Origin of the sequence: uncultured Phycicoccus sp., from assembly GCF_947495705.1 — a bacterium.
Classification (GTDB): Bacteria; Actinomycetota; Actinomycetes; order Actinomycetales; family Dermatophilaceae; genus Phycicoccus.
The window spans coordinates 310,252-329,023 of sequence record NZ_CANLZR010000003.1; the positions used below are offsets into that span (position 1 = coordinate 310,252).

Sequence of the window (18,772 nt, forward strand, 5' to 3'; positions counted from 1 at the left end):
GGCCCGTATGACGACGACCGTCGAACGCACGATCCACACCGCGACCGCCCCCGAGGTCGTCTTCCCCTACCTCGTCGACTTCCGCAACGCCACCGAGTGGGACGCGGGCACCGTGTCCTGCGAGCGGGTGTCCGGTGACGGCGGCCCCGGGACGGTGTACAAGAACGTGTCGACCTTCGCCGGCAACACCGTCGAGCTCGAGTACACGACCGAGAAGGTCGCCGAGCCCGAGTTCGTCATCGTGGGGCGCAACAAGTCGACGACGAGCCGCGACACCATCACGGTCCGCCCCGACGGCAGCGGGTCGCTGGTCACGTACCGCGCCGACTTCGAGTTCACCGGGCCCGCGCGCTTCCTCGGTCCGATCATGACGCCGCTGCTCGAGCGCCTCGGCGACCGGACGGCCACCCAGCTCACAGAGGCTCTGGACCGCCGGTGAGCCAGCGTCGCGGCGAGGGCCGCCGAGCACTGGTCACCGGGGTGACCGGCTACATCGGGTCCCGGCTCGTCCCCGCGCTGCTCGACGAGGGGTGGACGGTGCGGGTCCTCACCCGGGACGCCGCGAAGCTCAGCGGCCGGGCGTGGCTCGACCGGGCGGAGGTGGTCGAGGGTGACGCGACGTCCCGCGCGACCCTCGCCGAGGCCCTCGACGGCGTCGACGTCGCCTACTACCTGCTGCACTCGATGGACTCCGAGGGCGGCTTCGTCGAGCGCGACCGGGAGATGGCGCAGGGCTTCGGCCGCGCCGCCTACGAGGCCGAGGTCGGCCGGATCGTCTACCTGTCCGGGCTGCACCCGCGGGCGGAGCGGCTCAGCGACCACCTGGCCTCCCGGGTCGAGGTCGGTGACCTTCTCATGGCCAGCGGTGTCCCGACGGCCGTGCTGCAGGCGGCGATCATCCTCGGGTCGGGGTCGGCGTCCTTCGAGATGCTCCGGCACCTCACCTCGCGGCTGCCCGTCATGGTCGCGCCCAAGTGGCTCGGCAACCGCATCCAGCCGATCGCCGTCCGCGACGTGCTCCACTACCTCGTCGGCGCCGCCGACCTGCCGCCCGAGGTCAACCGGACCCTCGACATCGGCGGCCCCGAGGTCCTCACCTACAGCGAGATGATCCTGCGGTTCGCGCGCCTGGCGGGCCTGATGCGCCGCACCATCCTCACCGTCCCGGTCCTCACCCCGCGGCTGGCCAGCGAGTGGGTCGGGTTCGTCACGCCGGTGCCCACCGGCCTCGCCAAGCCGCTCGTCGAGAGCCTGCTCCACGAGGTCGTGTGCGAGGAGTCGGACATCGACGACCTCGTCGGTCCCCCGCCCGGCGGCGCCCTCGGGTTCGACCGGGCCGTGACCGACGCGATCGCCGGCGACGACGCGGACCCGCGCCCCGAGCCCGGCACCGTCGACCCCGCCCACGTCACCGCCGCTGACCCCGACTGGGCCGGAGGCGGCCGCGCGGCGGGCTCGTGACGCCGCCACCGGGGCGCCGGTGGGTGCGGTGAACCCTGTCCGCGAGCTCCGCGCGTTCATCCGGGCCGCCCTCGTCGTGCCGGTGCCGCGCGACCACACCGAGCCGGACTGGGCGTTCAAACGGCGCCGGATCGTCGCGGTCGCCACCCTGCTCGTCGGGGCGGGCTTGCTGGCCTGGGCGCTGCGGATCGAGCCCGGCGACCCGATGTTCTACGTCGCCACCTTCGCGCTCGCCGGGGTCTGGGCCGTCGGCGCGTTCGCCTCCGGCCCGCTGCACCTCGGGCGGGCGCACACCCGCGACGGCGACGGGCACAGCCGCGCGGTCGTCCAGTCCCTCGCGCTCGGGGCCATGCTGCTGATGCTGTTCCTCGCCGGCGCGGTCGTCGTCGCGCAGATCCCGGTGCTCCGCGACCCGGTCGAGGAGCTGCTCGACCACGCGGAGTTCGGGTCGCTGGGCATCGTCGCGGTCGCGACGTTCGTCAACGGGATCGCCGAGGAGCTGTACTTCCGGGGTGCCCTGTACGCCGGGGTCGGGCGGCGCCACGGCGTGGCCGTGACGACCGTCGTGTACGCGCTGGTCACCGCGGCGTCCGGCATCCCGCTGCTCGTGTTCGCCGCGGCCGTCGTCGGGCTCGTCGTCGGGCTCCAGCGCCGTGTCACCGGGGGCATCCTCGGGCCGGTCGTCACCCACCTGACCTGGTCGCTCGGGATGCTCTTCCTCCTGCCCCCCGTCCTCGACCGGCTCAGCTGAGGGATCCGCGATGACCTCCGTGCTCTGGCTCCGCCGCGACCTGCGTCGTCGTGACCACCCCGCGCTGCTCGCCGCCCGCGACGCCGCCGACGGTGGCGACCTCGTCGTCGTCTTCGTCGTCGACCCGGCGCTGTGGGACGGCGGCGGGCCGGTGCGGCGGGCCTGGCTCGCCGCCAACCTGCGGGCCCTCGACGACGCCCTCGACGGCAACCTCACCCTGCTGCACGGTGACCCCCGACGCGTCCTGCCCGCGCTGGCCGCCCGGGTCTCCGCCTCCTCGGTCCACGTCTCGCGCGAGACGACCCCGTCGGGCGCACGCCGCGACGAGGCCGTGAGCGCCCGGCTGGCGGCGGACGGCGTCGAGTGGGTGCCGACCGGCACGCCCTACGCCGTCGGGCCGGGGCTCGTGACGAACGGGTCGGGGGACCCGTACAAGGTGTTCACGCCGTTCGCGCAGGCCTGGCGGAGCCACGGGTGGCCCGAGCCGGCCGCCACCCCCCGGGAGCTGCCGCTTCGCCACGCGCGCAACGACGCCGACGCCACGTCCGCGCTCGACGCCGCGCTGTCCGCGCCCGACCTGCCCGAGCTGCCCGAGCCGGGGGAGGATGCGGCACTGCGCCGGTTCCGCCGGTTCCGGGACGACCACCTCGACGACTACGACGACGCGCGCAACCTCCCCGCCGTCGACGGCACCTCGCGGATGTCGCCCTATCTCAAGCTCGGGGTCGTGCACCCGCGCACCCTGCTCGCCGACCTCGCGGACCGCCGCGGTGCGGGCGTCGAGACGTTCCGCGACGAGCTGGCGTGGCGGGAGTTCTACGCCGACGTCCTGCACCACAATCCCGGCAGCGCCTGGCAGGACCTGCGGCCGGCGCTGGCGCGGATGCGGTATGACGAGCCGGAGGACGGCATCGAGGCCTGGAAGCGCGGCGAGACCGGCTACCCGATGGTCGACGCCGGGATGCGTCAGCTGCTCGCCGAGGGGTGGATGCACAACCGGGTCCGGATGATCACCGCGAGCTTCCTCACCAAGGACCTGCACGTCTGGTGGCCGGTGGGGGCACGGCACTTCCTCGACCACCTCGTCGACGGCGACCTCGCGTCCAACAACCACGGCTGGCAGTGGGTGGCGGGGACCGGCACCGACGCCTCGCCCTACTTCCGGGTGTTCAACCCCGTGACCCAGGGTGAGAAGTTCGACCCCGACGGCGAGTACGTCCGGCGCTGGGTGCCCGAGCTGCGGCACCTGGCCGGGAAGGCCGCGCACCAGCCCTGGGAGCACGACGACGGGTACGCCCACGGGTACCCACGGCGGATCGTCGACCACGCCGAGGAGCGCCGCGAGGCCCTGGACCGGCTCGACGCCACGAAACGCTGACCGCCCCCACATCGACCAATAGGTCACGCCAGGTACGCCCGGCCTGTCCCCACATCGACCAATAGGGCACGCCAGGTACGCCCGGCCTGTCCCCATATCGACCAGTAGGTCACGTCAGGTACGCCCGGCCTGTCCCCACATCGACCAATAGGGCACGCCAGGTCCGGCCGTCGGTGTACCTGCAGCGACCTATTGGTCAGGTCAGGTACGGCCGGGGTGTCCCTGCAGCGACCGATCGGTCAGGTCAGGGTCGACGGGAGACAAACCTTCGACGAGTCGACTTGGGCGACGGCGCCGGGCACCCGTATCATCGTGCGGACGAGGGGAGTACTTCCCAAGCTCGTGCCGGTCAGTACGAGCGCCCCGTGGCGCTCCCGGTGCGGCGCCGCCCCGTGGCGGTGAAGGAGACCTCAGGACCAGTTTCACCGTGCCTGAGGAGTCTGATGCCACCCGTCCCTGCCGTGTTCACGACCGGACACACCGCTACCGCCCAGGAGTCGATCGGGACGCCCGAGCTCTGGGCCATCACCATCGGTGCCGTCCTGCTGCTCTTCGCCGTCGACTTCGTCATCACCCGCAAGCCGCACGAGGTGTCGATGAAGGAGGCGGTCGGCTGGTCGTCCTTCTACATCGCCCTCCCGCTGACGTTCGGCCTCTACATCTGGAGCGAGTACGGCGGCGACCGGGGCGTCGAGTACTACACCGGGTACCTCGTCGAGAAGTCGCTCTCGGTCGACAACCTGTTCGTCTTCATGCTCCTGCTCACCGCGTTCGCCGTGCCCAAGGAGCTGCGCCAGCGCGTGCTGCTCATCGGCGTCGCCGGTGCCCTGATCCTGCGAGGCATCTTCATCGCGGCCGGCGCCCAGCTCATCGACATGTTCTCGTGGACCTTCCTGCTCTTCGGCGCGATCCTGCTCGTGACCGCGGTCAAGGTCCTCCGGGACGCCCTGTCGGACGGGGACCAGCACGTCGACATCGGAGCCCTGCGCACGGTCCGGCTGCTCCGGCGGTTCCGGCCCGTCACGGATGACTACCGCGGCCCCCAGATGACGGTCGTCGAGAACGGCAGGAGGGCGCTGACCCCCCTCGCTTTGGTGACCGTCGCGATCCTCGGCACCGACGTCGTCTTCGCCGTCGACTCCGTGCCGGCGGTCTTCGGGATCACCGGGGACGCGTACCTCGTCTTCGTGACCAACGCCTTCGCCCTGCTCGGGCTGCGGGCCCTGTACTTCGTCCTCGAGGGGCTGCTCGGGGCCCTGGCCCACCTCGGCCACGGGCTCGCCGCGATCCTCGCCTTCATCGGGGTCAAGCTCGTCCTGCACTGGGCGCACGGCATCTGGGAGGCCGTCCCGGTCGTGCCGACCCTCGCCTCCCTCGCCGTCATCGTCGGCATCCTCGGGGTCGTCACGGCCACGAGCCTGGTGGCCAAGCGCCGGGAGGAGGCCCGCCGGGCGGTCGAGGCGGACGCCGCGGCACGCCGCGAGGCGGTTGAGTCCGAGCTGTCCTGACGCCTCCTGCACGACGACGCGGGGCCGGGTCCGTGGTGGACCCGGCCCCGCGTCGGTCACGGGGTCACTTCAGCTTGAAGTGCGCTGCGATCGTCGACCCGTCCTGGGCCGTCATCGTCACCTTGTAGCAGGCGCCGGCCTTCTTCGGGGTCTGCCAGTTCTGGATGAACTGGGTGCCCGTCGAGTCGTACCGCAGCGAGGTGCCGCCGGTGGTGGACAGCTCCTCGATGACATCCTCGGCCGCGCTCGTGCAGTTGACCGTGACGGCCGAGAAGCCCTTGACCATCGTGGTGGACGTCAGCTCCGTGGAGCCGCTGAACAGGCGGAACTTCAGCGGGACCGTGGAGCCATTCTTCACGGTGTTCCAGACGGTCGCCGTGGAGGTGCCCATGTCGACCGGCTTGAAGAAGCCGCTCGTGGTCCAGGGAAGGATCTGGAACGTCGTCGAGCCGGTCGACCCGTCGTGGTTGGCGTCCCCGCCGTACGTCGCCCAGGCCGTTGCCGTGCCGACCGCGGTGTTGTCCGTGAACGTCACCGGGCTCACCGCGACGTCCAGCCCGCCGACGCCGGTCGCCCGAGCCGTGCAGGCCGGGGTGAGCGCGTAGCCCGCGAAGTACACCGGCGCGGTCGGGCACGTCACCGTGACCGTCGAGGGCGCCTTGGCGATGGTGAACTCCGTCGAGCCGGTGCTGCCGGTGTGGTTGGCGTCCCCGTCCCAGGCGGAATCGGCCTTGGCAGTACCCGCGTTGACGTTGTCGGTGTAGGACACCGGGCGGGTGATGGGAGCCATGCCGGCGCCCGACGCCGTCGCAGTGCACGGCTGGATCGCCGAGCCCGTGAACACCTTTGCGCCGTTGCAGACGATGGCGATGCTGGACGGCGCCTGCGCGATGACGAAGGTCGTCGAGCCGGTGCTGCCGGTGTGGTTGCTGTCGCCGGCGAAGCTCGCGCTGGCGTGCGCGGTCCCCGCGTCGGTGTTGTCCGTGTACTCGACGACGAGCGACTCGTCGAGCGCGCCGGCGCCGGTCGCCTTGGCCGAGCACGGCGTGAGCGCCGAACCGGTATAGACGTGCGGCCCTGCGGTGCAGGTCACCGTCACCGACGAGGTCGCCTTGTCGATGACGAACGTTGTCGACGCGGACGAGCCGGTGTGGTTGACGTCGCCGTCCCAGGCGGCAGTGACCGAGGCGGTGCCCGCGTTCACGTTGTCGCTGTAGGACAGCTGGAGGATGACGGGAGACATCCCTGCACCGCTCGCGGTGGCGCTGCACGGCTTGACCGCTGAGCCTGTGAAGGTCCTGTCACCGTCACAGATGAGGGTGACCGAGGACGGAGCCTTGTCGATGACGAACGTCGCCGAGCCGGACCCGGGCTGGTGGTTCACGTCACCCGGGTAGGCGGCGCTTGCCGTGGCGGTGCCGGCGCCGGTGTTGTTCTCGTAGGACACGGGGACCGACTGGTTCAGGCCGATGCCGGTGACCGTGGCGGTGCACGGTTCGTGGACGTCGCCGGTGTAGACGAACGGTCCGTCGTCGCAGGTCACGACGACGGTCGAGGTGGCCTTGGCGATCTCGACGGTGGCGGTGCCGCTCTGGTCGGTGTAGTTCCGTCCGCCGTCGAAGGACCAGTCGACCTCATAGGTGCCTGCAGCGGTGTAGGTGCCGCCGAGGTCGAGGCTGTCGGAGAGGTCCGCATCGTCAACGCCGGTGCACGAGCCGGTCAGGCCGTGCGCGTTGCCGTCGTACTTCCCGTCGAACCCGCTGATGACGCAGGTGGCGTCGGCCTGGCCGATGACGAACGTCTCCGAGTCCGAGCTCCCGTCGTGGTTGTCGCCGCCGGTGTAGCTCGCCGAGGCCGTGGCCTCACCCGCGTCGACGTTGTCCTGGTAGCTGACGCTCGGGGACTCGTTGAGCCCGCCGACGCCGGTCACGGAGGCCGAGCACGGCCGGATCGGGTCGCCGGTGTAGACGAACGGACCGCTCGCGCAGGTGACCAGGGTGGTCGAGGTGGCCTTCGTGATGTCGAAGGTCGCCGAGCCGGAGTCACCGGTGTGGTTGGCGTCGCCGCCGTAGGTGGCGCTGGCGATAGCGGTGCCGACGACCTCATTGTCGGTGTAGCTGACCTCGAGGCCGTCCTCGGACAGCCCACCGGCACCGGTGACCGAGGCCGAGCAGGGCTCAATCCGGGCGCCGGTGTAGACCTCCGACGTCGGGCACGTCACCGTGACCGTCGACGGGGCCCTGTCGATCGCGAACTCGGCAGCGCCGCTGCCCGCCGTGTGGTTGGCGTCGCCGGCGTACGAAGCGCCGGCCGTTGCCGTGCCCGCGTCGATGTTGTCCGCGTAGTCGGCCTCGAGGGTCTCGTCGAGATCGCCGGCGCCGGTGACCCGGGCCGAGCACGGCTCGTGGGCCTGGCCGGTGTAGACGACGGACTCGGGGCAGTCGACCGTGACGACGGACTCGGCCTGGTCGATGGTGAACGACGAAGCACCCGAGGACGCCCAGTAGTTCGCGCCGCCGGCGTAGGCCGCCGACACGTTGACCAACCCCGCGTCCACGTTGGCGGAGTACGCCGGGGTGAGGCTCTGCGAGAGCCCTGGACCCGTCGCTGTGGCAGTGCACGGGGTGAGGGCGGACCCGGTGTAGACGTGCGGCCCCGCGGCGCAGGTGACCGTCGTCGACGTCGTGGCCTTCGTGATCTTGAAGGAACCAGTCCCGAAGGAGGCCAGGTGGTTCGGCCCTCCGGCGTAGTCGGCGGTCGCGGTGGCGGTGCCCACGTTCGTGTTGGCCGTGTGGTCGACCGACACGGACTGGCTCAGCCCGCCCACCCCGGTGACCGTCGCGGTGCACGGCGTCTGGGGGGCTGCGGTGTAGGTCTCGGTGTCGGGGCACGTGACGGTGACGCTGCTCGGTGCCCGGGCGATGGTGACGGTCGCGGTCCCGGACTGGCTGGCGTAGTTCGTGCCGCCGTCGAAGGACCAGGGCACCGAGTGGGAGCCCGCGCTCGTGTGGGAGCCGCCGAGCGAGAGGCCGCTGGAGAGGTCCGACCCGCCGACGCCGGTGCACGTGCCGGTGAGGCCGTGGGCAGCGCCGTCGTACGTGCCGTCGAACCCGGTGACCGTGCACGTGGCGGCGGCCTGGTCGATCCGGAACGTCTGGGTGGCGGAGGACCCGTTGTGGTTCGCGTCCCCGGCGTACGTGGCCGAGACGCCGGCGACGCCCGCGCCGGTGTTGTTCGTGTAGGTCGGGGTCACCGCCACGTCGAGCCCGCCGACGCCGGTCGCTCGTGCGCTGCAGGGCTCGAGGGCCGCACCGGTGTACGTCTGGTCGGTGCAGGTGATCGCCGTCGAGCTCGCAGCCTTGGTGATGGCGAAGGTCTTGGTGTCACTGCTCGACAGGTGCGTGGCGTCGCCGGCGTAGGTCGCCGTCACCGACGCCGTGCCGACGACGGTGTTCTCGGAGTAGCTGAGCGTCGGGGTGGCGGTGAAGCCGTTCTGCCCCGTCGTCGTCGCGGAACACGGGGTCTGCGCGGACCCGCTGTAGACCACGGAGGCGGGACAGCTCAGCGACGTGGAGGTCGCCGTCTTCACCGCGGCCACGACGACGTCGAAGGTCGCGGGCTCGAGGTTGAAGGTGCCCTGCGTGTTGTTGAGAGGCTGCGTCAAGGAGACGCGGGCCGTGCCGGCAACTCCCGACGTGACGGTGATGGTCTGGGGTGCGTCACAGTCAGCGAAGGTGATGCTTCCAGGCGACACGGTGGCGACGGCCGTGTTCGACGACGTGATGTTGGCCCGGAAGGTCCGCTGTCCGTTGAGGTTGCAGTTTTGCTTGCCGTCGTTATCCGTGGCGATGACCCTGAGTGTCGTGGTGCCCACTGCACCGCCCGGGGCGAGCGGCATGACCTCGACGGTGGCGTCGACGGTGTTGTCGAGGCTGTTGCTGATGTCGTCAGCGAGTGCGGCGGTGCCGCCAATGGTGAGAAGCATTGCGGCGACCGTGGTTCCGGTCAGTCCGCGCAGCCATGACTGTGGGCGCATCGGCCCCTCCCCTGCAAGAGTGTGATGGTAAAGGGAAGGTAAAGCCGCGGGGGCTTCCGTGTCTGCCGAATCGCGATTACTCGTACGGGCCGCGCCCCGACCGGTTTGACCTGCGGCGTTGCGGCCTCGCCGCGCGCCCACCGGCGAGGCATCGGACCCGCGGCGGAGTCGGCCGCTCCCGGCTGGGACGCCAGGCCCGCGGCGCCCTAGGTTGGTGTCCGTGAACGAGCAGCCGCGCACCCGCACCATCGAGAACGCCCACAGCTCCGGGACGGTGGTCGACGAGGGGGCCCTCGTCCTCCAGTGGGCCCCGGCCGGCGCGGACCAGGTGCTCTTCGTCCACCCTGCCGTCCCGGTCCGCCACGGCAAGCCACCGCACGCGGGAGTTCCGGTGTGCTGGCCGTGGTTCGGCCCGGGGCCGGCCGACGAGGCGCCCACCCACGGCTTCGCCCGTACCGCCGAATGGCGCCATGTCGCGACGACCACGGAGGCCGGCGCGACGAGCGTCGAGTACCTCCTGACCTCCGACGACGCAACCAGTGAGTGGTGGCCGCACCCGTACCGGCTCCGCCTCGTCGTGTCGTTCGGCGAGGTCCTCGAGGTCTCGCTCACGACGACGAACGACGGGCCCGACCCCGTGGTGGTCGGCGAGGCGCTGCACGCCTACCTCGCCGTCGGCGACGTCCGGGAGATCACGGTGACCGGGCTGGGCGGCGCCGAGTACTTCGACAAGGTGCGCGGCGTGACCGCGGTGCAGGCCGGCGACCTCGTCCTCACCGAGGAGGCCGACCGCGTGTACCGTTCGGCGGCAGCGGTTCTCGTCGACGACCCGGTGTTGGGGCGACGCCTGCGGGTGGAGAGTGAAGGAGCCGCCAACCGGGTCGTCTGGAACCCCTGGGACGACAAGGCGCGCGACCTCGACGACGTCGACGAGGCCTGGCCCCGCTTCGTCTGCGTCGAGGCGGCCAACGCCCGCGACGACGTCGTGACCGTCGCCCCCGGCGCTGCGCACACCCTCACCTACCGGATCACCGTGGAGGACCTGTGAGCACCTGGCTCGACGAACCCGGCCACCGGCAGTGGCTCCAGCAGGGTCTGGCCGACGTCCTGGCCTTCTCGCTGCACTCCGTCCGGCCCGAGGGCGGCTTCCACCACCTCGACGGCTCCGGCGTGCCCCTGCCGGACCGCGACCCGCAGCTGTTCCTCACGGCGCGGATGGCCTACGCATCAGCGCTCGGGGTGCGGCACGGCGTGCCCGGAGCGGGCGAGCTGCTCGACCATGCGATGGCCTCGCTGTCGGGGCTGCACGCCGACACGGTGCACGGCGGCTGGCTCAGCGAACCCGGCCGCGAGACCCGCAAGATGACGTACGACCACGTGCACGTGGGCCTCGCCTCCGCCACAGCCATGTCGGTTGGGCATCCCTCTGCCGCAGGACTCCTGGACCAGGCGGCGGCTGTCATCGACACGCACCTCTGGGACCCCGCCGCGGAGGCGCTGCGTGAGTCGTTCGCGCCGGACTGGTCCGACGACGAGGACTACCGCGGCGCCAACGCCAACATGCACGGCCTCGAGGCCTTCCTCGCGATGGGCACGGCCACCGGCGACGCGACGTGGCACCGGCGGGGGCTGGCCATCGCGGAGCGGCTCATCGACGGTGCGGCCCGCGAGCACGGCTGGCTGCTGCCCGAGCACTACACCCGCGACTGGGAGGTTCTGCCCGAGTACAACCGCGACGAACCGCTCCACCCCTTCCGTCCGTACGGGGCGACCTTCGGGCACTCGCTGGAGTGGGCCCGCTTCCTCCTCCAGCTCGACGAGTCCCCGCTCGTGGAGTCGCCGTCGTGGCTCGCCGAGTCTGCGGAGGCCCTGACCCGGCGCGCGCTCGACAGCGCGTGGGCACTCGACGGCCGGCCCGGGCTCGTCTACACCGCCGACTGGCAGGGCCGCCCGGTGGCGGACGTCCGGCTGCACTGGCCCGTGTGCGAGGGCATCCAGATCACCGCCCTCCTCAGCCGCCGCTCCGGCGACCCGCACTGGGAGCACTGGTACCGGCGCCTCTGGGACCACGCCGCCCGCTACTTCATCGACGAGCGCGGAACGTGGCGCAACGAGCTCGACGAGCGGATGGCCGAGGGCGGGCGGATCTGGCCGGGCCGCCCGGACGTGTACCACTGCGTCGGCGCGCTGGTCACCCCGCTCGAGGTCTGACCCCCCGCCCGGCTGCGGGTCAGAACCAGTCGAGCGACCTGCCGAGCAGCTCCTCGGTGGCCCGGACGTGCGGACGGTAGTACTCCTCCAGGCGCGCCCGGGTCTGCTCGGGCAAGGAGGACCGGGGCAGCTTGTTGTACTGCGGGAACTCCTCGGCGCCGTGCACCGCGAGCCCGAGGTGCTCGCACACCTTCGCCACCTCGCCCGCCGGGTCGGCGTAGAAGTCCTCGGCCCGGAGCACGAGCAGACGCTCGGGCGGGAAGAGGCCCATGAGCACCTGCAGCTGCTCGTCGTAGTGGCCCCGGGCGAGGTAGGACGACAGGTCGTGGTGACGGCTGTAGTAGTGCGGGGCTTCGGCGACGATCCGAGCGGCCTCCCCGGCGAGGCGTGCCGGCTCTGCGTCGATCGCCTCGTCGAACGACAGGCTCTCGGTGTGCCCGGCGACCCGCTCGTGGTAGTGGCTCCAGATGCGGTCGACGGGGTTGCGCAGGCTGACGACGAGCTTGACGGCCGGCAGGTCCGCCGCGATGCGCTGCGGCGCGAGCGGGTGGAACATGTAGTACGGCGACGCCTCGCCGGTCAGGGCCCGTCGGCCCGTCTGCTCCTCGTGGCGCTCCCGCTCCCGGGCGGTCGGGAAGTGCGACCGGTACCACCGCGGCCCGCGGTCGTAGTGGATGTCGAAGTAGTGCGGGGACTTGATCTCGCGCGAGGCCGGGAACATCGGGAGGACGTCCGGGTGGGCGACGAGGTAGTTCCACAGCGAGGTCGTCCCGCCACGCTTGGTGCCGACGACGAGGAAGTCCGGTTCGGTGCGCCGGGAGGCAGTGGCGAGGCCGACGCCGCGGGTGGCGTGCCGGGCCACCGCCTTGACCGGCAGCGGCACCTTCTTCTTCAGGTGACGCAGCCGGCTCGGGACCTCGAGCTGGCGGACGCCCTGCGGGGCACCGGGAGCGGTCATCGGTCCGTCGCCCGCCCCGGTCCGGCCCCACGACCGCGCAGGGCCCCCACGAGTTCGTCCAGCCGTACGTGCCGTCGCATGACACCGAGGCTAGCCGCGTAGATGAGCAGCGCGCCGACGGTCACGCCAATCGTGACCCACTCGCCACCGCCGGCCAGCGCAGCGATGCCCAGGGGGACTCCGACCACCACGCTGGCGAGCAGCGCGGCGGCGATAGCGGGCCGCCCGATCGCCCACAGCCGCAACCGGACCCGGACGACCGCGACGTACAAGCCGTTCTCGAGGACGACCGCTGCACCCCACGCGACCGCCGCGCCGAGGGCACCGTGGTCGGGGACGAGTGCGAAGAGCAGGACGAGGTTCGTCGCGAGGGCCACGACCGAGATCGCGAGCCCGAGCGAGCTCCATCCCGCCATGAGGACGAGCGCCTGCGCCGGCCCGACGAGCGAGGGGACGAGCATGGCCAGGGCGATGACCGTGAGCGCCGGAGCCCCGGCGGTGAAGCCCTCGCCGAACAACCGCAGCACCGTGACGCTCGCCGCCGCGAGCACGAGGTAGCCCGGCCAGGCCAGGGCGGCGATCCAGCCCGACCCCGTCTGGTGCAGCCGCCGCACGCCCGCGAGGTCACCGGTGGCCAGGAGCCCGGCGAAGTTCGGCGCCACGACGATCCGCACGGCCTGCCAGACGAGCATGCCGGCGAGGGCCAGCCGGTTGACCGCGCCGAACAGCCCGGCCTCGGAGGCGCCGGCGAGGCGACCGACGAGCGTGACCCCGATGCTCAGGGTGAGGATCTCGACCGCCTGGGCGATGGCCCGCGGCATCGCATACGCCCACAGGGTCCGCGACGAGGAGTCGTCGGGAGCATCGGGAACCTCCGGCTCCCCGGCCCCGGAGGCCGAGGAGTCGGAGGAGCCGAGAGCGGCGAGCCGGCGGCGGAGGACGAGGACCGTGATGACGATGCCCACCCCCACCGGCGCGGCCCAGGCGATCGTGACGCCGAGGACCCCAGGCATGAGCAGCGCGAACCCGCCCACGAGGACGACCCGCAGTACCGGCTTCAGGACCTGGTCGACGAGGACGAGGGTGCGGATGTCGCCGACCCCGCGGAGGAGGGCGAGGAGGACGACCGTCAGGGTCTGGGCGGGGATGAGGATCGCGAGAGCGAGGACCGACGCGGCCGCGCCCTCGGTGGTGGAGGACCGGCCCAGCGCCGCCCGCGCCACCTCGGGGGCCAGGAGCAGCACCGCCACTGCGGTGAGCACGGTGAGGACGAGCACCGGAAGGCCGAGACGCCAGGCCACGGACCGCACGTCGCGGCCCCGGCCGAGGGCGACGAGCCGGGCGGCGACGCGCACCGCCGTCGTGTCGGTGCCGAGCTTGAGGACGGTCGTCGCGATGGTGAACAGCGAGGTGAGGACGAAGACGACGCCGGCCCCGGCCGTCCCCAGCGTGCGTCCTGCGGCGACGGTGAAGATCAGCCCCGCGAGTGCCGAGACGACGGCGCCGATCCCGGTCAAGGCGCCGGCTCGGGCGACCTGGCGGGTCACGGGGGATCCGGGCATCGTCGTCGAGCGGCTCACCCGGGCACCGTGACGCCGCGCACCGCGGCGGGCACCTGGTCCGCCCGCTCCGGACCTGCTCGGGGTCCATCGGGGTCGGCCGGCGGCGTGCCCGCCCGGGCTGCGGCGCCCAGCACGAGCCCCAGCATCGTCCACGCCACCATGATGAGGAACGGGTTGGTGTAGACGACGTCGATGAGGCCGTGGACCGCGACCCCGCCCAGGAGTGCGGCCAGGACGGCGAGCGTGGTGCGCTCCCGCCGCGCCGCCGGGTCCGAGGCCCTGCGGCCGAGCCGGCGGAGCGCGCGCAGGACCGCGACGACGGAGACGCCGGTGACGACGAGCAGGGCGATGACGCCGGCGAACCCCATCTCGGCGGCGATGTCGAGGGGGATCGAGTGCGCATGGATGTACGGCCTGCGGACGAGCAGAGCCTCCGGGGTGCCCGCGACGTCGGCGAAGGTCCCGGGCCCCTGGCCGAGGACCGGGTGCAGGAGCCAGAGCCGGATCGCCTCGGCGTAGATGATCGCCCGGTCGTCCTCGGGGTTCGGGACGCCACCGGCGAGGGTCGCCAGGCGGGCAGCCAGCGTGGCGAACGGTGGGACCGAGAACGCGGCAGCGACAGAGGCGAGGGCCCCTCCCGTGACGACGACCGCAGCGATCCCGCGGACGAGGCGGGGCGCGAGGATGCCCACGAGGACGACCATGGCCGCCGCACCGATCCACGAGCCGCGCGAGAACGACAGCGCGAGGGCGGCGGTCCCCGCGAGCAGCCCGACGACGCCGATGATCCGGTCGACCCGGCGCTCGGCGGCGACGAACAGGGCGAAGGCGGCCCCGATGCAGAAGAGCGAGAACTCACCGAAGTCGTTCGGCTGGCTGAAGACCCCAAGGGCGCGCTCGGTGACGATGGACCCGCCGAAGCGGGACCCTCCGGCGGCGGCCTGCGGCAGATTGGGCAGGACGACGGCGAGCGAAGCCAGGGTCCATAGCCGCAGCACCTCGCGGAGCCATGCGTGGGAGTGCCGCGCGACCATGGCAGCCGCGACGCAGAGCAGCAGACCGAGCAGGTGGTTGACCGACACCTTGAGGCCGCGGAAGGGGTCGACGGAGCCGACCGTCGCGACGAGGAGGGCGAGGACGAAGACGATGCCCGCGTACACCGAGGCCGGTGGCGCGGGCAGCCGGCCGCGGGCCGCCTGGAGCGCGACGACCGCCAGGACCGCGACGACGAGCACGTGGACGACCTGGGCGCCCTGGGCCCCGGGGAGCTCGCGCAGCGCGACCGGTGCCGCCAGCAGCGGGACCGCGATCGCGACGGAGGCCCGGCGGGTGAGGACCGCGACGACCCCGACGGCGCCCAGGCCGGCCAGCGCGACGACCGGCCCTTGCCACCCGATGACTGCCACCAGGGCTGCGGCGAAGACCCCGGCCAGGACCGCGATCCCGCCCGGATGGAACCGGTGGTCGACGACCATCGACACCGGTCGTGGGTCGGGAGTGGTCACGGCCCGGACCGATCACGGCGGGCTGCGAGCAGGCCTTCGGCGCAGCCGCGGGCCTTCATGACGTCGCGGTACGCCGCGAGCACCGGGACCCAAGCCGCCGTTGCGGCCGGGCGCCGGCCGCGGGCTGCCCGGAGGAGAGGCAGCGAAAGGTAGGCGCCGAGCCCGGCGACCGCCGCGACCCGGCCGTAGCGGTGCAGCGCGAGCACCGGCAGCGCGCCGTAGGCCAGCCCGCGCGCGAGGTTGCGCCCCACGAGGACCGGGTCGCCCGACAGACCGTCGCCCCGGCCGTAGCCGCGGAACATCCGGCCGTTGGCGGCGATGCTGGGCCGCTGGTCCCAGGTGACGGCCGCGTCGAGGCTCAGCACCGGCCGTGCCCCGGCCTCCACGGCGGCCATCCCGAAGCGCACGTCCTCGGCGGTCGCGAGGTGCTCGGGGAAGCCCCCGGCCGACTCGGCGGTCGCCGTGGTGAAGGCGACCGAGCGTCCGGTGCACAGCCGGGCGTCGTAGGTGCGACCGAAGAGACGCCCGTAGGCGCGCACGAGCGGCGTGCGGCGTCGCTGCTCCGCCGGGTTGGGGTAGGCGACCGCGGCCAGACCGCGTTCCCAGTCCGAGCCCTCCCCGTTCGCCTCGTACACCCCGGTGACGAGGTCGTAGTGCCCGGTGGCGGCCGCTCGGCGGAGGCCGCTCAGCCACCCGGGCGCGGGGTGGCAGCCGAAGTCGGTGCATGCCACCCAGTCGGTCGTCGCAGCCCGGATGCCGATGTTGCGCCCGGCCGAGATGCCGGCACCCGGGGCGCTCACGGCCTCGACGCGTGGCTCCCGAGCCTGCCAATCCTGCAACGCTTCCCAGGTGCCGTCGGTCGATCCGCCGTCGACGACGACGATGTGGTCGTCGCCGTCCAGCTGGTCGACGAGCAGCTTCATGAGCTCGTCGACGACCGCGCACTCGTTGAGCACGGTCGCGACGACGGTGAGCGGCGGGCCGCCGGTGATGCCGGCACCCGGCCTGGTGGCCGCCTCGGCGAGGATCCTGACGATCGTCGCGGCGACCTCCGGAGGGCGCGGATGCACGGCTCCGACGGCCGCGGCCCGTTGCGAGGTCTGCTGCCATAGATCGGTGTTTGCGAGTCTCTCGAGCGACTGTGCGACCTCCAGCGCGTTGGTGGCGTCGAGGCGGATGCATCCCTGAGCGACGTCCTCGTCGCGTGCGGGGGGCACCGTGGCGGGATCGGCCAGAACCGGTGTACCGGCGGCCAGCGACTCGATCATCGCGAGCCCGTAGCCCTCGGCGGACGGGTACCCGGGGACACCTGCCCTGGTGAGCAGCGCGACGGCGTCGAAGCCACCGGACAGCCGCCCGGCCCGCTCGACGGCTCCGAGCCAGGTGACGCGGGCGGTGACTCCGCGGCGCCGGGCCAGGCTCTCGAGCCGCCCCTGCTCGTCGGGAGCGCCGGGGTCGTCGACCCCCGCAACGACGAGCCGCCACCTCTCGGCTCCCGGTAGGGCCAGCGCCTCGATGGCCGTGTCGACGCCCTTATAGGGCGCCAATCGCGTCGTCATCCCCAGGAGCATCAGGCCGTCGTCGGGCACCCCGAGGGCAAGGAGCCGGCGGCGAGCGTCGATGCGGGGGAGTGGTTCGGCCAACAGCGGGGGAGGGACCACGACCGCGCCCTCGTGCTCCACGTCCGCGCCTCCTCGGGGAGTCACCGTGACCGTGCGGGTGGCCAGGCGGTGGACGACCCGGCCCAGGGTGGCATCGAAACTCGGGTCGTGCCGGACCCACACCAAGGGGACGCCCGCGCTCCAGGCGACCGGGGCCACGGCAGCCGCGGCCTTGATGCCGTTGGCGAGCACGACGTCGGGCTCGACCTCGCGGAGCACCCGACGCAGGTCGAGGGCCGCGGCCACAAGGTCTGCCGGCCGAGGGCCGGTGCTGCGCACCCGGGCCCGCGCGCTGCGGTTCTCCAGCTCGCGCACCAGAGGGCCGTCGTCGAGGACGACGGCGTCGACGTCGAGCCGTGGGGCGGCGGCGTCGAGCAGCGCGAGTAGCCACGCCTCCGCACCTCCGATGAAGCCCTTCGGAGCGACGACGAGGGTCCGCAGCGGAGCGGGCTCGGACGCGCCCGGCTGGGCGGAGCGACCCCGGCCGGCGCGGGGGGTCATCGGGCCTTGCGCGACCGCGCGGTGCTACGGCCGCGAGGGCCGCGGCGCCCGTTGGGTCCGGGCTTCGGCCGAGCGGCACCCTTCGGTGCGCCGTCGGTGTTCGAACCGTCGGCACTGGGCGTCCCGGTCTCGGGCGACCCCGCCGCGGCGTCGGCCGGAGGGTCCTCGGCGACCACGTCGGCGTCGTCCGTCGCGTCGTCGTCGATGGCCGTCTGGTCAGCGTCAGAGGCTGCAGCCTCGTCGTCCACGAGGGGCTCGCGCTCGGCGGTCGGTTCCGGTGCCGGCGTGGGGTCCGCCTGCGCGGCAACCGCTTCGGAGTCGTCGGATACCGACTGGGAGTCGTCGACCGGGTCGGCCGCTGTCGCGTCCACTGCGGTGTCGCCGCCGGTCCGGGCGGCGGCGACGGCGGGCGCCGTGGTCGCGGCAGCCAGCCGGGCGAGGACCGCCGCATCCTCGGCCTCGTCCGCGGCGAGCGGCAGGACGGCAGGCGTGTGCTCCGGCCCCGTCGCGTGGCGGCGGGCGATGAGACCCGTGAGCGCCCAGGCGGCGGTGGCCGCCCCGGCCCCGACGAGGAGGGCGATGAGCACGGTCGCAGCGAGGAGGACGGTGCGCGGCGGGCCGGACGGCTGGAGCGGCACGGCAGCCCTGGCGAGCACCTGGCCGTAGACGACCGGGTCGGACACCGTGCGCTTGGCGAGGGCGGACGCGAGGGAGTTCGCGCCGCGGGCCGCGCGGTCGGGGTCGGTGGTGGCGTAGTCGATCCGGATGGTTCCGGTGGCCGGCAGCTGGGTGACGGCCAAGCCGTCCTTGAGGTCGGCGGACTCCTCGCCGATGCCCTGCGCGACCTCGCGGAGGGTGGAGGGTGCCGACAGGTAGGCCACGTAGCCGGCCGCCGCGGCCTGCACCGAGTCGGAGCTGGCGATGCTCCCGTTCTCGGTGGGACGGGACCCGAAGATGACGACGGACTGAGCGGTGTACTCGTCGGGCAGCCCGGCGGCGTAGGCCTGCCCGACGACGCCGACCGCCAGGGCGAGGAGCAGGCCGACGGCTGCGCTCAGAATGATTCGACGGCGCAGCATGGGTCGCTCCCTCTCAAGCCGTGGGCGCGGACACCCGTCGGCCCATGTTGGCAGGTCGTTACCATGACACGGTAGAGCCTGCCTCTCGCAGTTGGTGATCGTTTCGTGGACGATCTGCGGACGAGAGCCAGGACGGCCGCCCGGTCGACGCGTCGGCGGGC

General features: G+C 72.8%; 13 protein-coding genes. 7 read left to right on the forward strand and 6 right to left on the reverse strand.

Annotation, left to right across the window (positions count from 1 at the left end):
* Window positions 1-7 precede the first annotated feature (7 nt).
* The 5 genes from Q0963_RS06640 to Q0963_RS06660 all read left to right on the forward strand — a co-directional run bounded on the left by Q0963_RS06640 (window position 8) and on the right by Q0963_RS06660 (window position 5,098).
* Window positions 8-439 (forward strand): SRPBCC family protein, encoded by a 432-nt coding sequence (locus Q0963_RS06640; RefSeq protein WP_299444459.1) that lies wholly within the window; start codon window positions 8-10, stop codon window positions 437-439.
* The gene (locus Q0963_RS06645) at window positions 436-1,461 is read left to right on the forward strand and encodes an NAD(P)H-binding protein (protein WP_367180035.1); all 1,026 of its coding nucleotides are present in this window, start codon (window positions 436-438) and stop codon (window positions 1,459-1,461) included. Before Q0963_RS06640 ends, Q0963_RS06645 begins: the two co-directional genes overlap by 4 nt.
* Before the next feature lie 28 nt (window positions 1,462-1,489).
* Complete coding sequence (locus Q0963_RS06650; protein ID WP_299444461.1) at window positions 1,490-2,212, forward strand: CPBP family intramembrane glutamic endopeptidase; 723 nt, start codon at window positions 1,490-1,492, stop codon at window positions 2,210-2,212.
* A 10-nt stretch (window positions 2,213-2,222) separates the two neighbouring features.
* Window positions 2,223-3,590 (forward strand): deoxyribodipyrimidine photo-lyase, encoded by a 1,368-nt coding sequence (locus tag Q0963_RS06655; RefSeq protein WP_299444463.1) that lies wholly within the window; start codon window positions 2,223-2,225, stop codon window positions 3,588-3,590.
* A 443-nt stretch (window positions 3,591-4,033) separates the two neighbouring features.
* Entirely contained in the window at window positions 4,034-5,098 is a 1,065-nt protein-coding gene (locus tag Q0963_RS06660) for a TerC family protein (protein ID WP_299444465.1), read from the forward strand.
* Window positions 5,099-5,162: 64 nt separating this feature from the next.
* On the opposite strand, the gene Q0963_RS06665 is transcribed toward Q0963_RS06660, so the two are convergent.
* Window positions 5,163-9,083 (reverse strand): PxKF domain-containing protein, encoded by a 3,921-nt coding sequence (locus tag Q0963_RS06665; RefSeq protein ID WP_299444467.1) that lies wholly within the window; start codon window positions 9,081-9,083, stop codon window positions 5,163-5,165.
* A 271-nt stretch (window positions 9,084-9,354) separates the two neighbouring features.
* On the opposite strand from Q0963_RS06665, the gene Q0963_RS06670 reads away from it, so the two are divergent.
* Window positions 9,355-10,182 carry a D-hexose-6-phosphate mutarotase gene (locus Q0963_RS06670; protein WP_299444469.1) on the forward strand — a complete coding sequence of 276 codons (828 nt, stop codon included), beginning with the start codon at window positions 9,355-9,357 and terminating at the stop codon, window positions 10,180-10,182.
* Window positions 10,179-11,345, forward strand: a complete 1,167-nt coding sequence (locus Q0963_RS06675; RefSeq protein ID WP_299444471.1) for an AGE family epimerase/isomerase — start codon at window positions 10,179-10,181, stop codon at window positions 11,343-11,345. Before Q0963_RS06670 ends, Q0963_RS06675 begins: the two co-directional genes overlap by 4 nt.
* Window positions 11,346-11,364: 19 nt before the next feature.
* Here Q0963_RS06675 and Q0963_RS06680 read toward each other — a convergent pair whose 3' ends face one another.
* The 5 genes from Q0963_RS06680 to Q0963_RS06700 are packed head-to-tail and all read right to left on the reverse strand — an operon-like array spanning window position 11,365 to window position 18,611.
* The gene (locus Q0963_RS06680; RefSeq protein WP_299444473.1) at window positions 11,365-12,303 is read right to left on the reverse strand and encodes a sulfotransferase domain-containing protein; all 939 of its coding nucleotides are present in this window, start codon (window positions 12,301-12,303) and stop codon (window positions 11,365-11,367) included.
* Window positions 12,300-13,883 carry an oligosaccharide flippase family protein gene (locus tag Q0963_RS06685; RefSeq protein ID WP_299444475.1) on the reverse strand — a complete coding sequence of 528 codons (1,584 nt, stop codon included), beginning with the start codon at window positions 13,881-13,883 and terminating at the stop codon, window positions 12,300-12,302. The genes Q0963_RS06680 and Q0963_RS06685 overlap by 4 nt, the downstream gene beginning before the upstream one ends.
* Window positions 13,880-15,370 (reverse strand): O-antigen ligase, encoded by a 1,491-nt coding sequence (locus tag Q0963_RS06690; protein WP_299444477.1) that lies wholly within the window; start codon window positions 15,368-15,370, stop codon window positions 13,880-13,882. Before Q0963_RS06690 ends, Q0963_RS06685 begins: the two co-directional genes overlap by 4 nt.
* On the reverse strand, window positions 15,367-17,532 hold the full coding sequence (locus Q0963_RS06695) for a glycosyltransferase (RefSeq protein ID WP_299444479.1): 2,166 nt from the start codon (window positions 17,530-17,532) through the stop codon (window positions 15,367-15,369). The genes Q0963_RS06690 and Q0963_RS06695 overlap by 4 nt, the downstream gene beginning before the upstream one ends.
* Entirely contained in the window at window positions 17,529-18,611 is a 1,083-nt protein-coding gene (locus tag Q0963_RS06700) for a hypothetical protein (protein WP_299444481.1), read from the reverse strand. Before Q0963_RS06700 ends, Q0963_RS06695 begins: the two co-directional genes overlap by 4 nt.
* Between the last annotated feature and the right edge of the window lie 161 nt (window positions 18,612-18,772).